Annotated in this window: 17 protein-coding genes; 11 read left to right on the top strand and 6 right to left on the bottom strand. The window is 66.3% G+C overall.

Annotated elements, in window-relative coordinates; translation table 11 throughout:
- Nucleotides 1-129: 129 nt before the first annotated feature.
- From BMZ43_RS18925 to fhuF, 7 genes are all read left to right on the top strand, one after another.
- Nucleotides 130-2,301, top strand: coding sequence for a TonB-dependent siderophore receptor (locus BMZ43_RS18925; RefSeq protein ID WP_093255777.1), 2,172 nt, complete (start codon nucleotides 130-132; stop codon nucleotides 2,299-2,301).
- Between the two features lie 233 nt (nucleotides 2,302-2,534).
- Entirely contained in the window at nucleotides 2,535-4,571 is a 2,037-nt protein-coding gene (locus tag BMZ43_RS18920) for an iron ABC transporter permease (protein ID WP_256563038.1), read from the top strand.
- Nucleotides 4,568-5,503 carry an ABC transporter substrate-binding protein gene (locus BMZ43_RS18915; protein WP_093255772.1) on the top strand — a complete coding sequence of 312 codons (936 nt, stop codon included), beginning with the start codon at nucleotides 4,568-4,570 and terminating at the stop codon, nucleotides 5,501-5,503. The genes BMZ43_RS18920 and BMZ43_RS18915 overlap by 4 nt, the downstream gene beginning before the upstream one ends.
- 70 nt (nucleotides 5,504-5,573) lie before the next feature.
- Nucleotides 5,574-5,777 (top strand): MbtH family protein, encoded by a 204-nt coding sequence (locus tag BMZ43_RS18910; RefSeq protein WP_017640156.1) that lies wholly within the window; start codon nucleotides 5,574-5,576, stop codon nucleotides 5,775-5,777.
- Between the two features lie 14 nt (nucleotides 5,778-5,791).
- Nucleotides 5,792-6,784 (top strand): TauD/TfdA family dioxygenase, encoded by a 993-nt coding sequence (locus BMZ43_RS18905; RefSeq protein WP_017640157.1) that lies wholly within the window; start codon nucleotides 5,792-5,794, stop codon nucleotides 6,782-6,784.
- Nucleotides 6,781-7,779 carry a GNAT family N-acetyltransferase gene (locus BMZ43_RS18900; RefSeq protein WP_093255769.1) on the top strand — a complete coding sequence of 333 codons (999 nt, stop codon included), beginning with the start codon at nucleotides 6,781-6,783 and terminating at the stop codon, nucleotides 7,777-7,779. The genes BMZ43_RS18905 and BMZ43_RS18900 overlap by 4 nt, the downstream gene beginning before the upstream one ends.
- A gap of 93 nt (nucleotides 7,780-7,872) precedes the next feature.
- Nucleotides 7,873-8,613, top strand: coding sequence for a siderophore-iron reductase FhuF (fhuF, locus tag BMZ43_RS18895; RefSeq protein ID WP_093255767.1), 741 nt, complete (start codon nucleotides 7,873-7,875; stop codon nucleotides 8,611-8,613).
- A 180-nt stretch (nucleotides 8,614-8,793) separates the two neighbouring features.
- Here the strand turns inward: fhuF and BMZ43_RS18890 are convergent, their stop codons facing one another.
- On the bottom strand, nucleotides 8,794-9,561 hold the full coding sequence (locus BMZ43_RS18890) for an ATP-binding cassette domain-containing protein (protein ID WP_093255763.1): 768 nt from the start codon (nucleotides 9,559-9,561) through the stop codon (nucleotides 8,794-8,796).
- A 124-nt stretch (nucleotides 9,562-9,685) separates the two neighbouring features.
- A complete protein-coding gene (locus BMZ43_RS18885; protein WP_093255761.1) occupies nucleotides 9,686-10,582 on the bottom strand; it encodes a LysR family transcriptional regulator in 897 nt (298 codons plus the stop codon).
- Between the two features lie 86 nt (nucleotides 10,583-10,668).
- Here BMZ43_RS18885 and BMZ43_RS18880 point away from each other — a divergent pair, with 86 nt between their 5' ends.
- From BMZ43_RS18880 to BMZ43_RS18865, 4 genes are read left to right on the top strand one after another with little or no spacing between them, the layout of a single operon-like run.
- Nucleotides 10,669-11,445, top strand: a complete 777-nt coding sequence (locus BMZ43_RS18880; RefSeq protein ID WP_093255758.1) for an SDR family NAD(P)-dependent oxidoreductase — start codon at nucleotides 10,669-10,671, stop codon at nucleotides 11,443-11,445.
- A gap of 1 nt (nucleotide 11,446) precedes the next feature.
- Nucleotides 11,447-12,202, top strand: a complete 756-nt coding sequence (locus BMZ43_RS18875) for an SDR family NAD(P)-dependent oxidoreductase (protein WP_064308734.1) — start codon at nucleotides 11,447-11,449, stop codon at nucleotides 12,200-12,202.
- Nucleotides 12,203-12,247: 45 nt separating this feature from the next.
- A complete protein-coding gene (locus BMZ43_RS18870; protein ID WP_093255755.1) occupies nucleotides 12,248-13,648 on the top strand; it encodes an aspartate aminotransferase family protein in 1,401 nt (466 codons plus the stop codon).
- Entirely contained in the window at nucleotides 13,645-15,012 is a 1,368-nt protein-coding gene (locus tag BMZ43_RS18865) for a glutamine synthetase family protein (RefSeq protein WP_017640165.1), read from the top strand. The genes BMZ43_RS18870 and BMZ43_RS18865 overlap by 4 nt, the downstream gene beginning before the upstream one ends.
- 15 nt (nucleotides 15,013-15,027) lie before the next feature.
- Here BMZ43_RS18865 and BMZ43_RS18860 read toward each other — a convergent pair whose 3' ends face one another.
- The 4 genes from BMZ43_RS18860 to BMZ43_RS18845 all read right to left on the bottom strand — a co-directional run bounded on the left by BMZ43_RS18860 (nucleotide 15,028) and on the right by BMZ43_RS18845 (nucleotide 18,392).
- Entirely contained in the window at nucleotides 15,028-15,735 is a 708-nt protein-coding gene (locus BMZ43_RS18860) for an RES family NAD+ phosphorylase (RefSeq protein WP_064308732.1), read from the bottom strand.
- Nucleotides 15,729-16,133 (bottom strand): antitoxin Xre-like helix-turn-helix domain-containing protein, encoded by a 405-nt coding sequence (locus tag BMZ43_RS18855; RefSeq protein WP_017640167.1) that lies wholly within the window; start codon nucleotides 16,131-16,133, stop codon nucleotides 15,729-15,731. The genes BMZ43_RS18860 and BMZ43_RS18855 overlap by 7 nt, the downstream gene beginning before the upstream one ends.
- Before the next feature lie 99 nt (nucleotides 16,134-16,232).
- A complete protein-coding gene (locus BMZ43_RS18850; RefSeq protein WP_093255752.1) occupies nucleotides 16,233-17,558 on the bottom strand; it encodes a tetratricopeptide repeat protein in 1,326 nt (441 codons plus the stop codon).
- Between the two features lie 222 nt (nucleotides 17,559-17,780).
- Entirely contained in the window at nucleotides 17,781-18,392 is a 612-nt protein-coding gene (locus BMZ43_RS18845; RefSeq protein WP_093255749.1) for a LysE family translocator, read from the bottom strand.
- Nucleotides 18,393-18,431 lie beyond the last annotated feature (39 nt).

Here is an 18,431-nt window from a genome sequence, read left to right as displayed (position 1 = left end):
AGTGATTGACTTCTAAATAGTAACGATTCTGATTTGATATCTTATTGCCATGTAATAGAGTATTGAACGGTTTAGGGGAACGCGCCTGGTGCGCGGTTTTAAGGATCATTTCAAGGACAGCTGCTAGCCATGCACAAAGTCGTAGCTCACGGATTCCAGATCACCCTGCTGGCGGCGGCCGTCGCCTGGCAGACCCAGGCGACGGCCCAGGCGAAGGAAGCGCCCGCCGCCATCGCGCCGACGACCATTACCGCCGAGGCCGAGCCCTCGCCAGTCGGTCCGGACGTGGGCTACAAGGCCAATAACAGCGCGGCAGCCAGCAAGACAAGTACTCCGCTCGCGGAGACCCCGCGTTCGGTCTCGGTGGTTACCCAGCAACGCATCAAGGATCAGCAAGCACAGACCCTGACCGACATCCTCGGCTACACCCCGGGCATCTTTTCGCCACCGTTCGCCGTGGGCGACGGCTTGGCCGGCGACTACTTCTTCATCCGCGGCTTCAATGCGACCGACTATGGCTATGGCCTCTATCGCGACGGCCTGAGAGTTCAGGGCAATCGCTACGACACCACCTCGGAGCCTTATGGCTTGGAGCGGGTTGAGGTATTCCGCGGGCCAAGCTCCATCCTCTACGGCGAGAACGCCCCTGGCGGCTTGGTCAACCTGGTCAGCAAGCGTCCCACGGCTGATTCACGTGGTGAAGTTCAGGCAAGCTATGGCAGTAACAATCGGCGCCAGCTCGGACTGGACGTCTCCGGCCCCCTCACCGATGACGGCAGTGTGCTCGGGCGTATGGTGATGCTTGGCCGCAAATCCGACACCCAGGTGGACCATGTGCCCGATGACCGCTTCTACATCGCGCCGTCGATCACCTTCAACCTGAGCGACAGCACCGCCCTGACGCTGCTGTCCAGCTACCAGCGTGACCGTACCGCCATCGAGCTGGGCTATCCGGCCGCCGGAACCCTGTTCAACAACCCCAACGGCAAGCTCAGCCGTAACGCCATGCTCGGCAACCCAGACTGGGACAAGTTCGAGCGCGAGACCTGGAGTCTGGGCTACGAATTCTCCCACCAGTTCAACGACGTCTGGACCTTCCGCCAGAATTCCCGCTACCTGCAGTCGCGGATCGACCGGCATGAGATCTGGCCGGGAGCCCTGAATCAAGGTGGGTTCGGGACCACCGTGGCGGTATCGGCGTACGATCGCCAGAACAAGTCGATGGTCTACTCGCTGGATAACCAGCTCGAAGGCAAGTTCGATACTGGCAACTTCCAGCACACCCTGTTGTTTGGCGCGGGCTACGACCGGACATCCTACAGCCAGGACTGGAACGCCAACGACCCCAGGGCACCGATTCTCGTCAACGTCTTCAACCCCGTTTACGCCGGTGACCCCACGACGCCGCTCTCCGTTGCCGACAGTCTGCTGACCCAAAATCTCTACGGCACCTACAGCCAGCTTCAGACCAAGTACGACAACTGGATTTTCCTGCTGGGCGGACGCATGGACTGGGCCCAGAGCGAATACCGCAACCGCCGCACCTTCGCCGCCGCGGCGCAGGACGATAGCGACTGGAACCACAAGTTCACCTGGCAGACCGGGCTGATGTACCAGTTCGATAATGGGCTGTCGCCCTATGTCAGCTATGCCCGCGGCTTCGTACCGGTGCAGCAGCCGCCGGTCAATGGTCCGGCGTTCAGCCCCATCACCAGCGAACAGTACGAAGTAGGGATGAAGTACGAACCCAAGGGCTGGAACACCAGCGTTACGGCCTCGGCATTCGACCTGCGCAAGGACAACGACGTCATCACCGAGAACAACCTGCCACGCCAGGTCGGTGAGAGTCGCTCCAAGGGCTTCGAGTTGGAGATCAACAGTAACCTCACCGACAACCTGAACTGGGTGACGGCCTACACCTATACCGATGCCCGGATCACCAAGGACGCGCCTGGCTCACGTTTCGAGGATCGGCAGATGACCGGGGTGCCACGCAACTTCGCCTCCAGCTGGCTGACCTACAGATTCAAGGATGGCGAGCTGCGCGGTCTGCGCCTGTCCGGCGGCGTGCGCTACATCGACAGCGTGTACTCCTACACCACCACCTACGGCAAGCTGGATACCGGCGACGTCACCCTGGTGGACGCTGGTATCGGCTATGACTTCGACCGCCACTGGTCACTGGACGTCAACGCCAAGAACCTGTTCGACAAGGAGTACGTCTCGGGTTGCAACGATGCCGGTCGTTGTTACTGGGGCGACGAACGTAGCGTCATAGGCACCGTCGCCTATCGCTGGTAAGAACCTGTTCACGATCTGCTGCGCGTCGGCCAAACGGCGTTGAAAATGGCTTCGGAATGCTCATTTACCACTCGTAAACTCCGCTTCCTCAGCCATTTTCGCCTGGTTTGTCTCTAGCTCGCGAGATCGTGAACAGGTTCTAAGGTCGAGTCCCACGCCGCTGGCGTGGGCAATGCTCTCCAGTCACGGGCGAAGCCAGCAGGCTTCGCCCGCGTTGCATAAGCGAAGTCTCCATGTCGCAGTCCCCCAGGGGCGCCGTCTCGCGGTCGCCCGCTTGGTCTCTTTCCCTTGGTCTGGGCAGTCTGTTGCTGCTCGGCCTGTTCCTCTGGCAGGCGCTGTTCGCCACCGGCTGGCCCAGTGCGCAAGCCTGGGCCGCACCCTGGTCGAGCACGCCCTCCTGGCCAGGGCTGGCGCTCTGGTGGCTGCAACTGCCGCGCGCCGTGGCGGGTCTGGTGGTGGGGGCGAGTCTGGGCATCGCCGGAGCGCTCATGCAGGTGGTCACCCGTAATCCCCTGGCGTCTCCCGATTTGCTCGGCATCACCGCCGGCGCCCAGGTCGGGCTCATCCTGAGTCTGCTGCTGCCGGCCTTTCTCGGGTTGCCGCTGGTGTTTCTCGGTGGCCTGTTGGCGGCCCTGTTCACCTTCGCCATGGCCGGTGGCTGGCACACCACGCCCTTGCGCCTGACCCTGGCCGGCGTGGCCATCGCCCAGGCCGCCGCCGCGGCCATCACTCTCTTTCTCAGTCTCAACGACCGGGCCGCCATGGTCCTTTCGCTGTGGAATACCGGCTCGTTGCGGCAGTTGGGCTGGGGTCACCTGGCGTTCACCGCGCCCCTGGTCCCGCTGGCCTTACTGCTGATATGGCTACTGCGGCGGCCGCTGGATCTGTCGCGGCTGGGGGATGGCCAGATGCGCGGCCTGGGCCTGCCACCGGCCGGGATCAAGGCCGCCAGCCTGCTGCTGGCCAGCGCCCTGACCGCGCTGGCCATCCAGTTGGCCGGTCCCTTGGGCTTCATCGGCCTGATCGCGCCTAATCTGCTACGCCTCGGCCTGGGCGTGAGCCGTCCCTCCCACCTGGTCGCGCTCTCCGGTCTCTGGGGCGCCGTGCTGACCCTGGCCGCCGATGGGCTGGTCCGGCTGCTGGCCGGCTGGATCACCCTGCCGCTGGGTGTCCTCTCGGCCCTGCTGGGCTCGCTCTGCCTGTTGCTGCTCCTGGGGCGCCTCGACGCTGGCCCGCGTGCCGCCGTCGGATTGTTGGCCAGCGAGACCGGCGCTCGGCGAGGGGCGGTCTTGCCGCTCGCCAGCAGCCTGCTGGTGCTGTTGCTGGTGCTGTTGCTGGGGCTGGTAGCGGCCGGTCTCTGCGGCGGTGTCGGTCCGGGTGCCTGGGCGTTCCTGCAGGCGCTGCTCGCCGGTGCGCCCGAGGCCCGGCTACTGCTGGATCTGCGCTTGCCGAGACTGCTGGTGGATGCCGGGGCAGGCGCGTTGCTCGCCACCAGCGGATTGCTGCTGCAGGCGGTGACGCGTAATCCCCTGGCCGGGCCGGAAATCCTCGGGGTCAGCCAGAGCGCAGGCTTGGCGGTGCTGGGCGCCATCGTCCTGGTCCCGGACCTCGTGGCCGAATGGCGCTTCCCCCTGGCCTGGCTAGGGGCTGGTCTTGCCCTGGCCTGGGTGATAGGCGCCAACCTGCGGCGCGGGCTGGAGCCCTTGCGCCTGGTATTGACCGGCTTTGCCATCAGTGGCCTGGTGCTGGCGCTGTCCAGCGTGCTGATCGCCCAGTATGCGAGCAACGTGGCCCAGGCGCTGACCTGGATGGTGGGTAGCAGCTACGGTCGAACCTGGGACGATGTCCAGGCGCTGCTGCCCTGGCTGCTGCTCGGGCTGGGCGCCGCCGGCCTGACCGCGCGCTGGTTGGATCTGCTGGCGCTGGACGAGGGCGTGGCCGCTGGACTGGGACTCTCCGTGGCCAGTCGCCGGCTGTTGCTGGTGGCCCTGGCCAGTGTGCTGATCGCGGCGGCCGTGGCCGTGGTCGGTCCGGTGGCCTTCGTTGGGCTGCTGGTGCCCCATGGTGTGCGCCTGCTCGGTTTGCACCGGGCGCGCCAGCGTCTGGTGGTGGCGCCGCTGCTGGGTGCCTGCCTGCTGGTAGTGGCCGATTTGCTGGCGCGCTGGAGCCTGGCGCCGCTGGACATTCCCCTCGGCATTGCTACCGCGGCCCTGGGTGCGCCGGCCTTTCTGCTGCTGCTGGCCCGTAGCTACAGAAAGGTGCGCCGATGAGCACGCAGCTGCTGCGTATCCTGCTGGTGTTGCTCTGGATCGCCACCCGCGCGGCCTGGGCGGCTGATGACCTGATCGCCCGCCAGTCGGCACAGCTGCCCGAGCGCCCGCTGCGCATCATCACCCTCGACGATGTCGCCACTGAATTGGTGACCTCCCTGGGGCTGGCGCCGGTGGGGGTGGCCAATCTGGCCGGCTATCGGCGCTATGTCGGCCTCGGCGCCGACCTGCTCAAGGACAGCCAGCCTCTCGGCAGCATTCAGCAACCCGACCTCGAAGCCATCGCCCGGCTACGGCCGGATTTGATCCTCGGCTCCGGCTATCTCCACCTGGGACTGTTCCGTCGACTGGAGAGCCTGGGCCCGACGCTGCTCTACCGCTACGGAATGGACACGGCGGACGATGACGCCGTGGCGCGCGCCAGCGCCTTGCTCAGCGATCTCGGTAGGCGGGTCGGCCGGACAGCGGAGGCTACAGCGGTGAATATCCAGGCTGACCGCGCTTTGGCCGACACCCAGGTCGCGGCCCAGGCCGCGGGTATCGTCGGTCAACCGTTTGCCGTACTTTTCCCCTTGCCGCAGCAGGGGGTGTTCATCACCCTTAACCGACGCGTGCTGATCAATGCCCTGGTCCGGCGTCTAGGTGGCCAAGACCCCTGGCCACTGGTCTCCGACCGGGTGTTGCACCGCTACCACAACGTCCAGGAGATCGCCGCGATACCAGACCTCACGGCCCTGTTCGTCGGTGAGCAGACCGGGCATCCCTTCTTTCGCTCGTCGCTCTGGCAGGCCATGCCGCTGGCGCGCAGCGGCCGCCATGCCAGCCTGCCCAGTCCGTACTGGACCTTTGGCGGTCCGGCCAGCGTGACGATGCTGGCGCACCAGATCGCCACCGCACTGCGTGGCGTGCCGCCGCCACCGAACGGGCGCTGAACAGCCGTGCCCCTCGTTCGTCCTTTAAGAGGAAAGCCGCACGAGGCGGTTGTCTTGCAGGAGGATAGCGATGAGTTTCGACAGCGACACCACCCAGTTCCAGGTCGTCATCAATGCCGAAGAGCAGTATTCGATCTGGCCGGACTACAAGGCCCTGCCGGCTGGTTGGACCGCCATCGGCGTCAGTGGCGACAAGGCCACCTGCCTGGCCCATATCGAGCAGGTCTGGACCGACATGCGTCCCTTGAGTCTGCGCCAGGCCATGACCCACTAGACCGGAGGTCCACCATGACGACGCTACCTGCGGATCTCCTGGAACTGGAATCCGGCCTGCCGCTCCGTCTGTCCCCGCGCGCGCCGGGTTGCGGGCTGGGCGATGTTTCCAGCGCATTACACGCCCTGGTGGACCAACATCTGGAAACGGCCGGCGGTATGCTCCTGCATGGCTTCGCCGACCCGGGCGTCGCCGGCTTCCAGGCCTTCGCCAGCGGCTTCGGCCATCCGCTGCTGAACTACGAATTTGGCTCCACCCCGCGGAGCCGGGTGACCGCCGACGGCGTCTATACCTCGACCGAATATCCGGCGCGCCAGTGGATACCGCTGCACAACGAGCAGGCCTACACCTGCGACTGGCCCATGCGCATCTGGTTCTATTGTGCCCAGGCCGCGGAAGAGGGCGGTGAGACGCCCATCGCCGATAGCCGCCAGGTGTTCGCGCGCATCGATCCGGCCCTACGCCGACGCTTCGCCGAACGCCGACTGAGCTACGTGCGCAACTATGGCAATGGCCTGGACGTGGCCTGGCAGCAGGTGTTCGACACCGATGACCGAGCCACCGTGGAGCGCTTCTGCGCCGCCCGTGGTATCGCCTGCGAGTGGAAGGCGGACGGCGAATTGCGCACCCGCCAGCTGTGCCAAGGGGTCGCCCGGCATCCGCGTACCGGCGACTGGGTCTGGTTCAACCAGGCACATCTGTTCCATGTCTCGGCGCTGGAGCCGGAGATGCGTGAGGTGCTGCTCGATACCGTCGGCGAGGAAGACCTGCCGCGCAATGTCTTCTATGGCGACGGCGCGCCGCTGGAAGACAGCGCCCTGGACGAGATTCGCGGAGTGCTGAATGAGTGTCGCATTCTCTTCCCCTGGCGCACCGGCGACATCCTCTTGCTCGACAACATGCTCACCGCCCATGGGCGCGCCCCATTCAAGGGCCCGCGCAAGGTGGTGGTGGCCATGACCGAAGGCCGTCATGAAGACCCCCAGCCCCGCGAGATCCCGCTATGACGTCGCTCCTGCGACTGCCGGGCGGCTTGCGCCTGGTGCACGAAAGCCTCGACGGCGACAGCCTGTGGCGGGTCGGTGACGAACTCTGGCTACGTTGCCGCGAACAGCCAGTGCCGGAAGGCCTAAAAGTCCTTGTCACAGGAGGCAGTGCCGAGCTGACGGGCGAGCGCCTGGCGGTGCTCGCCCTGGGCTTGCTGCTGCGCGCGCCCGAGGCGCCGGCACTGCTCTGGGAGGGACTGCCGGCGCTGCCCGAGGCCGTGCGCCAGGGACTGCTGACCCAGGACGCCGAGGGCGGCTGGCGGACCTGGCGCGCCCAATTCTGGCAGCGGCCGCAGCCCTGGTTGCGCCAGCCGGGTAGCGCGGGCTATCCAGCCTTGGCCCAGCTCACCGGCCAGCGCCGTCACCCCAGCCGCCCACCCAAGCCGACGGGAGAGGTCTATCGCCGCTACGACCATCGGCTGGGCGCTTGGATCGTCCTGCGCGCCCTGGCGGTGGAGGATGACCTGCCGCTGTTTCATCGCTGGCAGAATCAGCCGCGCGTGGCGGCCTTCTGGCAGGAGGAGGGCAGCCTCGAGCAACACCGAGCCTATCTGCAACGCCAGGCCGCCGATCCCCATGTACTGACCCTGGTCGGCAGCCTGGACGATCAGCCCTTCGCCTACTTCGAAGCCTACTGGGCGGCCGAAGACCGCATCGCGCCGTTCTACGCCGTGGATGACTACGATCGTGGCATCCACATGCTGGTGGGAGAGGACAGTCTGCGCGGCCCCCAGCGAGTGGCCTGCTGGCTGCCGGCGCTGGTGCATTACCTGCTGCTGGACGAACCGCGCACCCGGCGCATCGTCTGCGAGCCCCGTGCCGATAACGAGCGGATGATCGGCCATCTGCAACGCCAGGGTTTCTATCGGCAGAAAGAGTTCGACTTTCCCCACAAGCGCGCGGCGCTCATGCTGCTCGAGCGCGAGCGCTTCTTCGACCATTGCGTGCTGGCATGAGGGGGCTGGCGCCGGAGAGCTTGGCCGTGACCGGGCAGCGGCCTAAGGTAAGCGGATGAATCCTGATCTCCTCGCTGTCGGATCGCGCACCCGATGATTCCTGTTCTGGCCCCTCTGTTCACCGGTCCTCTCCAGGCGTTCGCCCCGGTACTGCGGCTACCTACGGCAGGAGAGTCGGTGGTCCCGCTGAGCTTCTTGCTCGAAGAAGGGTTGCCGGACCTGCTGGACAGCTACGGCGGGGCTCCGGAGCTGGATCGGCGGGCGCTGCTCTCGGTCTGGTCCAAGTACTACTTTTCCCGGCTGATTCCCCCGGTCGTGGCGGCGGCGCTATTGCTGCGCTGGCGGCTGCCCCTGGCGGTGGACCAGCTGGGACTGGTGTTGAACGAGGACCGGGTGCCGGAAGCCTTCGTCCTGCCCCACGCGGGCGAGGCCTTTGCCGTGGACCACCCGGATGTCCTCCAGCCGCTGGTGCTGGAGAATCTGCGCCCCTTCATCGATGGCGCCTGTGCGCAGATCAGGGTGTCGCCCAAGGTGCTCTGGAGCAATGCCGGCAACTACCTGGAATGGTTTGTTGGCGAATTGCGCAAGGCGCGACCCCGGGCCGGCGCGCTACCGCCCTTCGAGCACTGGCTCGAACAACCGACCGATGCCCAGGGCGCGCGCAATCCGCTGTTCAAGCCGGTGATCTACGTCGAACTGCCCCTGGCGGGAAGCGCCGAGCAAAAGTCCTGGCAATGGCGGCAGCGACGGGTGTGCTGCATCCGCTACCGCCTGCCGGAAGAAGAACTTTGCAGCAATTGCCCGCTGCTCAAGGACCCGCAGCCTGCTGCCTAGATTCGGTACGAAAAGTCGCCGAGCGAAGATCAGGCGAGGCCTAGGCGGCCCCACGAAAAGGCTAGGAAGCGTTCGGCCCCGCGCTCGGGTTTAAGAGCGGTAAACGAGCATTGCGATCGGCCTGGCGATCCAGGCCTTTCAACGAAGCATCAGCGCGCGTAGGCACTTTTCTTACAGGACCTAGCAGTGAAAGCCCAACGGGGTACCATCATGGGGGTGCGGCAGGACATCCATGGGAATGCCATAGATGGCCTGCAAGGTCGCCGCGTTCATCAACTCGGCGGGGCTGCCTTCCACCAATACCCGACCCGCACGCATGGCGATCAAGTGGTCGCAATAGCGCGCCGCCATGTTGATTTCGTGTAGTACCAGGATGATGCCGAGATCCAGTTGCCGGCCCAGCGTCTGGATCTGCTGCAGAACCTCGACCTGGTACGCGATATCGAGCGCCGAGGTGGGCTCGTCGAGCAGCAGGTAGCGGGTGTCCTGCGCCAGCAACATCGCCAGCCACACCCGCTGTCGCTCACCGCCCGATAGGGTATCCACCAGTTGCTCGGCGAATCTATCGGTCCCCGTCAGCTGCATTGCCCGTTCGACGTGATCGCGATCCTTTTGCCCATAGCGGCCAAGGGCTCCGTGCCAGGGATAGCGGCCCATGCCGACCAGCTCCCGGACGCTCATGCCCTCCGCGGCGGGCAACTGTTGCGGCAGATAGGCCACCTGCTGGGCATAGCGTTGGGTCTTCCAGGCGGTGAGGTCCTCACCATCCAGGGTCAGGGTGCCGCCGGAGGGCGTGAGCTGACGAGCCAGCAACTTGAGCAGCGTAGACTTTCCCGAGCCATTGTGGCCGATCAGGCCAACGGTCCGGCCGCGGGGCAGTTGCAGAGATACTGGATGCAGCAAGGCCCGACCGTTGAGCGAAAAGCTTGCTTGGTTTAAGTCGAACATCGCTATTCCTGGACAGCTGCAGCTTCAGATGAGAATCGTTCCGCGTATGCTACCTGGGCAACTGGAAACCTGCCAAATCCAATGCGGAGTCCTGGGCAAGGCGGAGGCAGCCTTGCCCAAGCCGCTATTCCGGCTTGGTGCCGATCTGCTCGCGCAAGAGCTGCAGATAGCGCCGCGCGCCCAGACCCTGGGGGCGGCTCTTGATCCAGATGACGTCGATCCAGCGACGGATCTGGCTGGCCATGTTGTCGAATTGCACCTGTTCGAGCAGCCCGGCGGCGATCAGTGGGCGCACCAGCGGATGGGGCAGATAGGCCCAGCCCAGCCCGGCCTGCACCAGGCCCAGCGTCGCCAGATAGCTGTCGGTCAGCCAGACCCGCTGCGACAGCACGATCTGCGGGTCCGAGGCGTTGCGGTCGCCGCCGGCCACCACGATCTGGCGGGTGTCGGCCATCAGCGTTTCGCCCAGAGGTCGACCGGTGCGGGTCGAGGGGTAGCCGGGCGCCGCCACCGCCGTGAGCAACTGGCTGCCGGCCTCGGCGAAACCTTCCTGCTCGTTGATCCCCGGTCGTTCGAAGATCAGCGCGAGGTCGACGCTGCCATCGTGCAGCAGGCGGATCGCCTCGGCGCGTGCCGCCGAGCGGATCTCGATTTCCAGCGCTGGAAATTCCTCGGCCAGGGTCACCAGCGGCCGACTCCAGGCACCCGTCTGCAACTCCGGCGCCATCACCAGTACGAAGCGCCGTTCCAGCCCGGCGTGCAATTGCAGGGCATGGGCGTCGAGCAGAGTGAGCTGGCTGGCCACCTGCCGCGCCTGGGGTTCGAGGGCACGGGCCGCAGGCGTCGGTAGCGCCTTGCGGGTGGCGCGATCGAACAGCACCAGGTCCAGTTCGGCCTCCAGCTGGGAGATCGCCATGTTCACCGCGGAGGGCACCCGCCCCAGGACGCGAGCCGCCGCGGAAAAGGAGCCCTCGTCGATGACGGCGAGGAAGACCCGAAGCGTTTCGCTGGTAAAGGCCATGGTTGTCAATTTCGCTGATAACGATCGTCTTTTTGTATCAGCCAGACAGGCTTAGAGTCCAGTCAGACAACGATAGAGACAGCGACATGAGCGAGTCGATGGCGGGCCAGGTGGCCCTGATCAGCGGTGCCGGCAGCGAAGCCGGCATCGGCATGGCGATAGCCCGCCGCCTGGGCGCGGCGGGGGCACGGCTGATCGTCACCGCCAGCAGTGCGCGCATCGCCGAACGGGTGGCGGAATTGCGCGCCGCGGGCGTCACCGCTGATGGTCAGGCCCTGGATCTCACCGAGGAGGCCGCCGTTGGCGACTTCTGCCAGTGGGCCGAGGCGCGCTGGGGCCGTATTGACATCCTGGTCAACAACGCCGGCATGACCATGCAGGGCAGTCCCGAGCCCCTGGTCGAGATGGCGCGGATGACTCTGGCCGACTGGAATCTGACCCTGGCGCGCAACCTGACCACGGCCTTCTTGCTGACCCGTGCCGTATTGCCCGGCATGCAGGCGCGCGGCTATGGCCGCATCGTCCACGTCAGTTCCGCCACCGGCACCCGGGCGGGCATTCCGCAGGCGGCGGCCTACAGCGCGGCCAAGGCGGCCATGGTCGGCATGAACATGAGCCTGGCGCTGGAGGTGGCCGGGCAGGGCATCACGGTCAACGCCGTGGCCCCTGGCTGGATCGAGACCGCCTCCAGCCTGCCGGAAGAATTGCAGGCCGCGACGCGGGTCCCCGTGGGCCGCGCCGGTCGTCCTGCCGAGGTCGCCGCGGCGGTGGCCTTCCTGGCCTCGCCCGAGGCGAGCTACATCACCGGCGAGTACCTGGTGGTGGACGGCGGCAACAGCCGCATCGAAAACAAGGGGGCCTGACATGCAGCCGGTCGTACTGGTCAGTGGGGTACTGGGTGGCATCGGGGGGGCGGTGCGCGAGCATTTCCTGCAGGCGGGCTGGCGGGTCTTTGGCACCGATCTCGACGGCGCGGCCCTGGCGACGCTACAGGCCGACGGCCGCCTTGCCGGTCAGCACGCCGCCGACCTGCGCCAGGCGGGCGCGAGCCGGGAGGTGGTCGCCCGCGTTCTGGACCGCCTGGGTCGACTCGACGCCCTGGTCAACTGCGCCGGCGTCTGGCGCGAAGGCCCGGCGGAAACCTTCAGCGAGGAAGACTTCGACCTGGTGCTGGACGTCAATCTCAAGGCCAGCTTCTTTCTCTGCGCCGCGGCCATACCCGCGCTGCGGGAAACTCGCGGCGCCATCGTCAACCTGAGCAGCGATGCCGGTCGCCAGGGCAACCGCAACGCCGCCGTCTACTGCGCCAGCAAGGGCGCGGTGACCCTGATGACCAAGGCCCTGGCGCTGGATCTGGCGCCCAGCGGGGTGCGCTGTAACAGCATCTCCCCCGGCGATGTGGCGACGCCCATGCTGAGCTTTCAGGCGGAGCGCTACGGCAAGGGCGATCCCGCCGCCTATCTGCAGGAATTGCTGGAGAAGTATCCGCAAGGCGAGCAGGCGCGCTTCATCCAGCCCGAAGAGGTCGCCGAGCTGTCTTTTTTCCTGTGCCAATCCGCCGCCCGCTCCATCACCGGCGCGGACCTGGCCATCGATTGCGGCGTCTCGGCCGGGCACTGAGCCCGGGCCGAGCCGAGCCGCCCTCCACCCCAAGAGGAATCCGACATGACCACCAGTGGTATCAGCGAAGCCGCCGTCCAGATCTTCGTCGCGGCTGAACGCGAGCGCTTCCTGGCGCGCAATCCTAAATCCCTCGCCCTGGCCGAGCGGGCCCGGAACTCGCTGTTCGGCGGTGTGCCCATGCACTGGATGAACGACTGGTCGATGCCCAGCGCGCTGTTCGTCAGCCATGCCCAGGGCTCGCGATTCCATGACGTCGACGGCCACGAGTACATCGACTTCTGTCTGGGCGATACCGGCAGCATGTTCGGCCATTCGCCGGCGCCCATCGCCCGGGCTCTGGCCGAGCAGGGCGCGCGCGGGCTCACCACCATGCTGCCCGGCGAGGATGCCGTGGTCGCCGGGGAGCTGCTCGCCGAGCGCTTCGGCCTGCCGTTCTGGCAGGTGGCAACCACCGCCACCGACGCCAACCGCTATGTCATCCGCTGGGCGCGCGCCATCACCAATCGCAAGATGCTGCTGGTGTTCGACGGCTGCTACCACGGTACCGTCGACGATGTCATGGTGCGCCATCAGGAGGGGCGCACCGTGCACCGCGGCGGCCTGATCGGCCAGGCGCACAACCTGGCCGAGACCAGCCGGGCCGTGCCCTTCAACGACCTGGCCGCGCTGGAGGCGGCCCTGGCGAAGGGCGACGTCGCTGCGCTGATCTGCGAACCGGCCATGACCAACATCGGCATGGTGCTGCCCACCCCGGGCTTCATGGACCAGGTCCGCGCCCTGACGCGGCAGTACGGCACCCTGCTGATCATCGACGAGACCCATACCCTGTCCACCGGCCCCGGCGGCTGTACCCGCGCCTGGAATCTGCAGCCGGACTTCATCACCTTCGGCAAACCCATCGCCGGGGGCGTGCCCTGTTCGGCCTATGGCTGCAGCCACGAGATGGCCCAGGCCATGCGCCTGGCGCAGCAGCACGCCAGCGAGACCAGCCACGGCCATGGGCACAGCGGCATGGGCACCACGCTGTCAGCCAATGCCCTGGCCATGCGCTGCCTGAGAGTCAACCTCGAGGAAGTGGCGACGCCGGCCGCCTACGAACGGATGCTGCCGCTGGCAGCGCGACTGGCCGCCGGTCTGCGCGAGGTGATCGCCCGCCATGGCCTGGCCTGGTCGGTGACGGAGCTGGGCGCCCGCTGCGAATTCCAGTTCTGCGCCACGCCGCCCACCACCGGCGCCGAGGCGGAAGCCGCCTTCCACGACAGCCTGCAACAGGCGCTGCACCTCTATCTGATCAACCGGGGCATCCTCATCACGCCCTTCCACAACATGACCCTGTGCTGCCCGGATCTCGCTGCGGCAGACGTCGATCTACTGCTTGCCACCCTCGACCAGGGCCTCGCCGAACTCCTGGCGCTGCCAGGCGCCCGGGAGTGTCAGCCATGAACTTCGCCGACGCCCAGGAAGCCCGCGACTTCCTCGCCGCCCACCCCGAGGTGCGCAGCATCGAACTCATGCTGATCGATGCCAATGGCGTGCCCCGCGGCAAGCTGCTGCACCGGGACGAATTGCTGGCCATCTACGAGGAGGGCCGGCCGCTGCCCAGCTCCATCCTGGCGCTGACCCTGCAGGGGGAAGACGTCGAGGCCACCGGCCTGGTCTGGGAGGTCGCCGATGTCGACTGCTGGACCTATCCGCTGCCCGGCAGTCTGACCCTGCAACCCTGGCGCAGCACCCCGACCGGCCAGGTGCAGGTGAGCATGCACCCGACCCAGGGGCTGCCGGCCACCCCCGCCGATCCCCGGCATGCCCTGGTGCGGGTGATCGAGCGGCTGCAGGCCGACGGCTTCCAGCCGGTAATGGCGGTGGAGCTGGAGTTCTATCTGCTCGACCGCACCCGTGACGCCCAGGGCAGGCCGCAACCGGCGCTGCAGATGAATGGCGTGCGACCCGGCTCGCCGCAGGTCTATGGGGTCTACGAACTGGAGCAGCTGCAGCCCTTTCTCGATGACCTCTACGCCGCCTGCGAGGTGCAGGGCCTGCCGGTGCGCACGGCCATCTCCGAATACGCCCCCGGCCAGCTCGAACTGACCCTGCTGCACCGCTTCGATGCCCTCCAGGCCATCGACGAAGGCATTCGCTACAAGCGCCTGGTCAAGGGCGTGGCCAACCGCCACGGCCTGCAGGCCTGCTTCATGGCCAAGCCGTTCGGCGACCAGGCGGGCAGCGGCCTGCACCTGCACGTCAGCCTGGCCGATGCCGAGGGCAACAACCTCTATGCCAGCGAGGACCCGCAGGGCACGCCGCTGCTGCGCCATTCCATCGGCGGCATGCAGCACCGGATGCTGGATGCCCTGGCGATCTTCTGTCCCAACGCCAACTCCTACCGCCGTTTCCAGGCCAACAGTTACGCGCCGCTGGCCAAGAGCTGGGGGGTCAACAACCGCAGCGTGTCCCTGCGCGTGCCCGGCGGTCCGGCCAGCAGTCGCCATATCGAGCACCGCATCTGCGGCGCCGATGCCAATCCCTATCTGGCCGCCGCGGCCATCCTCGCCGCCATCCACGAAGGCATCCGTGACGAGCGTGACCCGGGACCCGCCATCGTTGGCAATGGCTACGAGCAGGCTACCGACCTGCTGCCCACCGACTGGCTGACCGCGCTGCAGGCGCTGGAGCGCTCTGCGTGGATCAAGGAGACGCTGGGGGAGCGGTTCATCGAGGTCTACCTCGCCATCAAGCGCGCGGAATACCGGCAATTCATGGCCGAGGTGGGGGAGCAGGACTGGCGGTGGTATCTGACCCACGCCTGAGGGGGCGCTACCTGATCAGGTCGGCTCGCCCGGCACGGCGGTGAGGCGATTGACGCTGATGATGCCGCCGTTCCAGATCATCTCAACCGGCGCCGCCTGGACCACCGCACTGATCCGTCCTGGGGTCAGCAATGCCCAGCAGTGGTTGCCGGGACGCCGCACCGAGCGATAGCGCAGGCCTGGGCAGCCGGCGCGTTTGGCGGCGGCGCCAAGACTACGCGCCGCGCCGTAGTCTGCGGGGTGGTAGAGGGCATCGGTCGCTTCCAGCACCAGGGCATCGCGGAAGCCCTCTTCAGAGAAGCTCACCGAAAGATTGCGGAAGACGAACCGCTCGTATTTCAGCGCGGGCACCTTCGACCAGTACGCTTGCTGATGATAGCGAACCTCGGCAAGGGCGGTATCGGGATGGTCGGCCAGATAGAGAACGCCGAAGGTGCCATCGCTGAAGCGCGAACCCTCTGGATTGACGTGAGTGAAGGGCGCTGTCGCATAGGAGCAACCCGAGATGCCGAAGGGAATCTGTTCGCGGGGAATCAGCTCCAGACGCCCCAGCTCGTTTTGTAGGCGCGGGTTGGTCAACACCTGTAACTGATGGAGCACGGCGAAATCTTCGGCATTGGCAACATCGTCGAACAGGTGGATGGGCGGGAATTTGGAGTTGACCAGGCGATGCCCTTGTAGACGCTCATCGGCCAGCAGGGGCAGGTCCTCCAGCTTCACCATCCGGCACCGCGCAGGACGTCGATACGCCGGAAGGTTTCATAGAGGGAGATCATGTCACCTTGGGCCATGATCTCCAGCGGCGAACGGCCATTGAAGAACTCATTGTGATTGGCCATGGCGACGAAGCCGTAGACGTTTTCCGGGTTGTCGAAGACCAGGCGTAGCGCGGAATGCATGTTCAGCACCAGGCTGACACGCTGGAGCTGATCGGCATCCAGACTCACCGCCCAGTTACCTTCCCGCTGCAAGGCCCGGGTGTAGGTGCTGCGCGAGATGCGCAAGATGCGGCAACTCTGCTCACTGGAGGCCTGCCATCTGTCCAGAATGTTGAGCGCTGCCCGTAGGCCGGCCGTGCTCTGGCTTTTCGAAAACTGCTCAACGGCAACGACCTGGGACATAGGACTCTCCGATCTGTAGATGCAAATATAATGAAATTGCGTCTACAGATAAAGAGGTGAGGTAAAACTGATCACCGGGTAGTCCGTGACCATTCCGGATCAGGATGCAAGGCTAGCCCGCCAGTGCCGATCGCGGGTCGAAGGCCGCCGGTGCAGGCGCTCGTCCAGCAGTGCGCCTGCCCTGGTGTGTTCACCCCCGCGCAGCAGGGCGACCAGCAGGGTGTCTTCGATGACCTCGCGCTGGGCACCACTGCCACCGATGCGGGCGACATCCGCGCGCAGCGGCTCCAGCAGTCGTGCGCAGCCGTCATAGTCCTCGTCGGCGAAGGCCAGCAAGGCGCGGCAGAGCAGGGGGACGACTGGCCCGGCGGACAGGGTACCGTCGTACAGGCGGGCTTCGAGTCCGGCCACGCGTTCTTCCAGCGCCTGGCGATCCCCGGTCGCCGCGGCGATCAGGGCCATATGGACGTCGGCGAAAGCCAGCCCCGGTTGCTGGAACAGCCCGGACGCACTGGCCGCAGTAGCCTGCCAGAGGTCGGCGGGCACCTCGTGGCCATAAAGCCCCAGGCGCCAGAGAAAGGAGGCGTTGTCGCTGACCCGGTTGAGCGGACCGGCGGTGGACGCGGCTGGCGCTACGAAGCGCTGATAGAGGTCCAGCGCGCCCTGGCTGTCGCCCTGTTCGAGGGCCACCAGGGCGCCGTGCCAGGCGATATGGCCATGCAGGGTACCGTGATGGGGGTACTCGGGCAGCCAGCCTGCGATCAGGGCCTGCGCGGCCTGGCTGTCGCCGGATTCGTGCAGGACATGGGTCAGGGCATGGGCTGCATTGACGTTGTGGCGGCGTAGCTCCAGCGCCCGCTCGGTGAGCGTACGGCCCCGCACCACCTCGCCGTTCTCGCCCAGGGACCAGCCGCGGTAGGTCAGGAACCACCAGTCATCCGCGGCGAAATGACGGGCATGGCGCTCGCAGAGGTCGACCCGCGCCTGATCGTGATCGGCCCGCCCGGAAAATGCCAGCAGGCCGAAAGCACCCAGGGGCAAGCCCAGGATCAGGATGTCCCGCGGCCAGCGGTCGGCATGCGCCAGCGCATCTTGCAGCGCCTGGGCGGATTCACCGGCGATCAGCCGCTGCAGGACCTGCACATGGCTGCGCTCGCGCTCCGTGCCGCGCCGCTCGACCAGCCGCTGCGCCCGCGCGATGGCCTCCCGGACGGCGCCGGTCTGGTTGTCGATCAGCTGCAGCCGCGCCCGCGCTGCAAGCGCCAGGGCGAAATCAGGATCGGCGGCGATGGCCTCGTCCAGCGCCTCGGCCGCCCCCGGCCAGAGCGACAGCAGCAGATCGACACCGGCCTGGTAGCGCTCGGCGGCGTGGGCAGAGAAGGTCGACAAGGGGAGGTCGTAGCGGTCGGTATAAGGCGTGGACATCGTGTGTATCTATCATCTAGGTGAGAGGAGAGGGCCGCGGCTCTGGCGTAGGAGCGCTGTCGGGCATCATGGATAGCAGCCAGACCGGACATTGAATAGTGCCCGTCGCTCACGATGACATGAGTGCGGCTCATCGCCAGGAACGGATCTGTCTGCGCCAGGAGCGTTGCTTGGGTGTGCCACCGGCGACCTTCCCACAGCCGCGAAGAACCGTTTTCCTAGTCAGTGGGTGAAAAGCTGATAGAGCGGCGGCAAGGTGGCGACCAGCAGCGTGACGGCCATGGCCAGATTGAAACAGTGGGCGCGGCGTTCATCGGCCAACCCATTACGCAGGACGCTGCCGGCGAGCGCCCAGATCCCTACACAGGGAAGGCTCACCAGCGCCAACAGGGTAGCGGCCAGCATCACGTCCAGGCGGTGATGCTGCACCGGTATATAGGTGGCCGCTGCGCTGATGGATACCGTCCAGGCCTTGGGATTGATCCACTGGAAGGCCGCGCCGCCCAGCAGGCCCATCGGCGTGGTGGCCTCGGCGTCGAGCCGAATAGGTCCACAGGTAGCGATACGCCAGGCCAGCAGCAGGAGATAAGCCAGTCCCAGAATGCTCAGCAGCAGATGCAGGCCGGGTAGGGCGGCAAAGACTACGCCTAGACCAAGACCCACTACCGCCAACTGCAGCGCTACCCCAATGGCGATCCCGACAATTAGCGGCAGCGTACGTCTCACGCCCACCTGGGCGCCGCTGGCGAGCACCAGGACGTTATTGGGACCTGGAGTCGCGGTGAGGATGAAACAAAACAGCAGAAAGGGCAGCAGGACGGCGAGATCGGTCATGGCAACGGTAGTGCAGCTTTAGGAAATTGGGTCGTATTT

The organism is Pseudomonas sp. Snoq117.2 (genome assembly GCF_900110545.1).
GTDB lineage: Bacteria > Pseudomonadota > Gammaproteobacteria > Pseudomonadales > Pseudomonadaceae > Chryseomonas > Chryseomonas benzopyrenica.
The sequence above is the reverse complement of the archived record's forward strand: the minus strand, read 5'-3'. Positions and strand labels throughout refer to the sequence as shown.

What these genes read in the sequence shown, in the direction of transcription:
- BMZ43_RS18925 (WP_093255777.1), top strand. Translation starts at nt 130, where the DNA reads ATGCACAAAGTCGTAGCTCACGGATTCCAGATCACCCTGCTGGCGGCG.
- BMZ43_RS18890 (WP_093255763.1), bottom strand. Translation starts at nt 9,561, where the DNA reads ATGTTCGACTTAAACCAAGCAAGCTTTTCGCTCAACGGTCGGGCCTTG.
- BMZ43_RS18900 (WP_093255769.1), top strand. Translation starts at nt 6,781, where the DNA reads ATGACGTCGCTCCTGCGACTGCCGGGCGGCTTGCGCCTGGTGCACGAA.
- BMZ43_RS18860 (WP_064308732.1), bottom strand. Translation starts at nt 15,735, where the DNA reads ATGGTGAAGCTGGAGGACCTGCCCCTGCTGGCCGATGAGCGTCTACAA.
- BMZ43_RS18855 (WP_017640167.1), bottom strand. Translation starts at nt 16,133, where the DNA reads ATGTCCCAGGTCGTTGCCGTTGAGCAGTTTTCGAAAAGCCAGAGCACG.
- BMZ43_RS18885 (WP_093255761.1), bottom strand. Translation starts at nt 10,582, where the DNA reads ATGGCCTTTACCAGCGAAACGCTTCGGGTCTTCCTCGCCGTCATCGAC.
- BMZ43_RS18865 (WP_017640165.1), top strand. Translation starts at nt 13,645, where the DNA reads ATGAACTTCGCCGACGCCCAGGAAGCCCGCGACTTCCTCGCCGCCCAC.
- fhuF (WP_093255767.1), top strand. Translation starts at nt 7,873, where the DNA reads ATGATTCCTGTTCTGGCCCCTCTGTTCACCGGTCCTCTCCAGGCGTTC.
- BMZ43_RS18915 (WP_093255772.1), top strand. Translation starts at nt 4,568, where the DNA reads ATGAGCACGCAGCTGCTGCGTATCCTGCTGGTGTTGCTCTGGATCGCC.
- BMZ43_RS18845 (WP_093255749.1), bottom strand. Translation starts at nt 18,392, where the DNA reads ATGACCGATCTCGCCGTCCTGCTGCCCTTTCTGCTGTTTTGTTTCATC.
- BMZ43_RS18850 (WP_093255752.1), bottom strand. Translation starts at nt 17,558, where the DNA reads ATGTCCACGCCTTATACCGACCGCTACGACCTCCCCTTGTCGACCTTC.
- BMZ43_RS18910 (WP_017640156.1), top strand. Translation starts at nt 5,574, where the DNA reads ATGAGTTTCGACAGCGACACCACCCAGTTCCAGGTCGTCATCAATGCC.
- BMZ43_RS18880 (WP_093255758.1), top strand. Translation starts at nt 10,669, where the DNA reads ATGAGCGAGTCGATGGCGGGCCAGGTGGCCCTGATCAGCGGTGCCGGC.
- BMZ43_RS18875 (WP_064308734.1), top strand. Translation starts at nt 11,447, where the DNA reads ATGCAGCCGGTCGTACTGGTCAGTGGGGTACTGGGTGGCATCGGGGGG.
- BMZ43_RS18870 (WP_093255755.1), top strand. Translation starts at nt 12,248, where the DNA reads ATGACCACCAGTGGTATCAGCGAAGCCGCCGTCCAGATCTTCGTCGCG.
- BMZ43_RS18905 (WP_017640157.1), top strand. Translation starts at nt 5,792, where the DNA reads ATGACGACGCTACCTGCGGATCTCCTGGAACTGGAATCCGGCCTGCCG.
- BMZ43_RS18920 (WP_256563038.1), top strand. Translation starts at nt 2,535, where the DNA reads ATGTCGCAGTCCCCCAGGGGCGCCGTCTCGCGGTCGCCCGCTTGGTCT.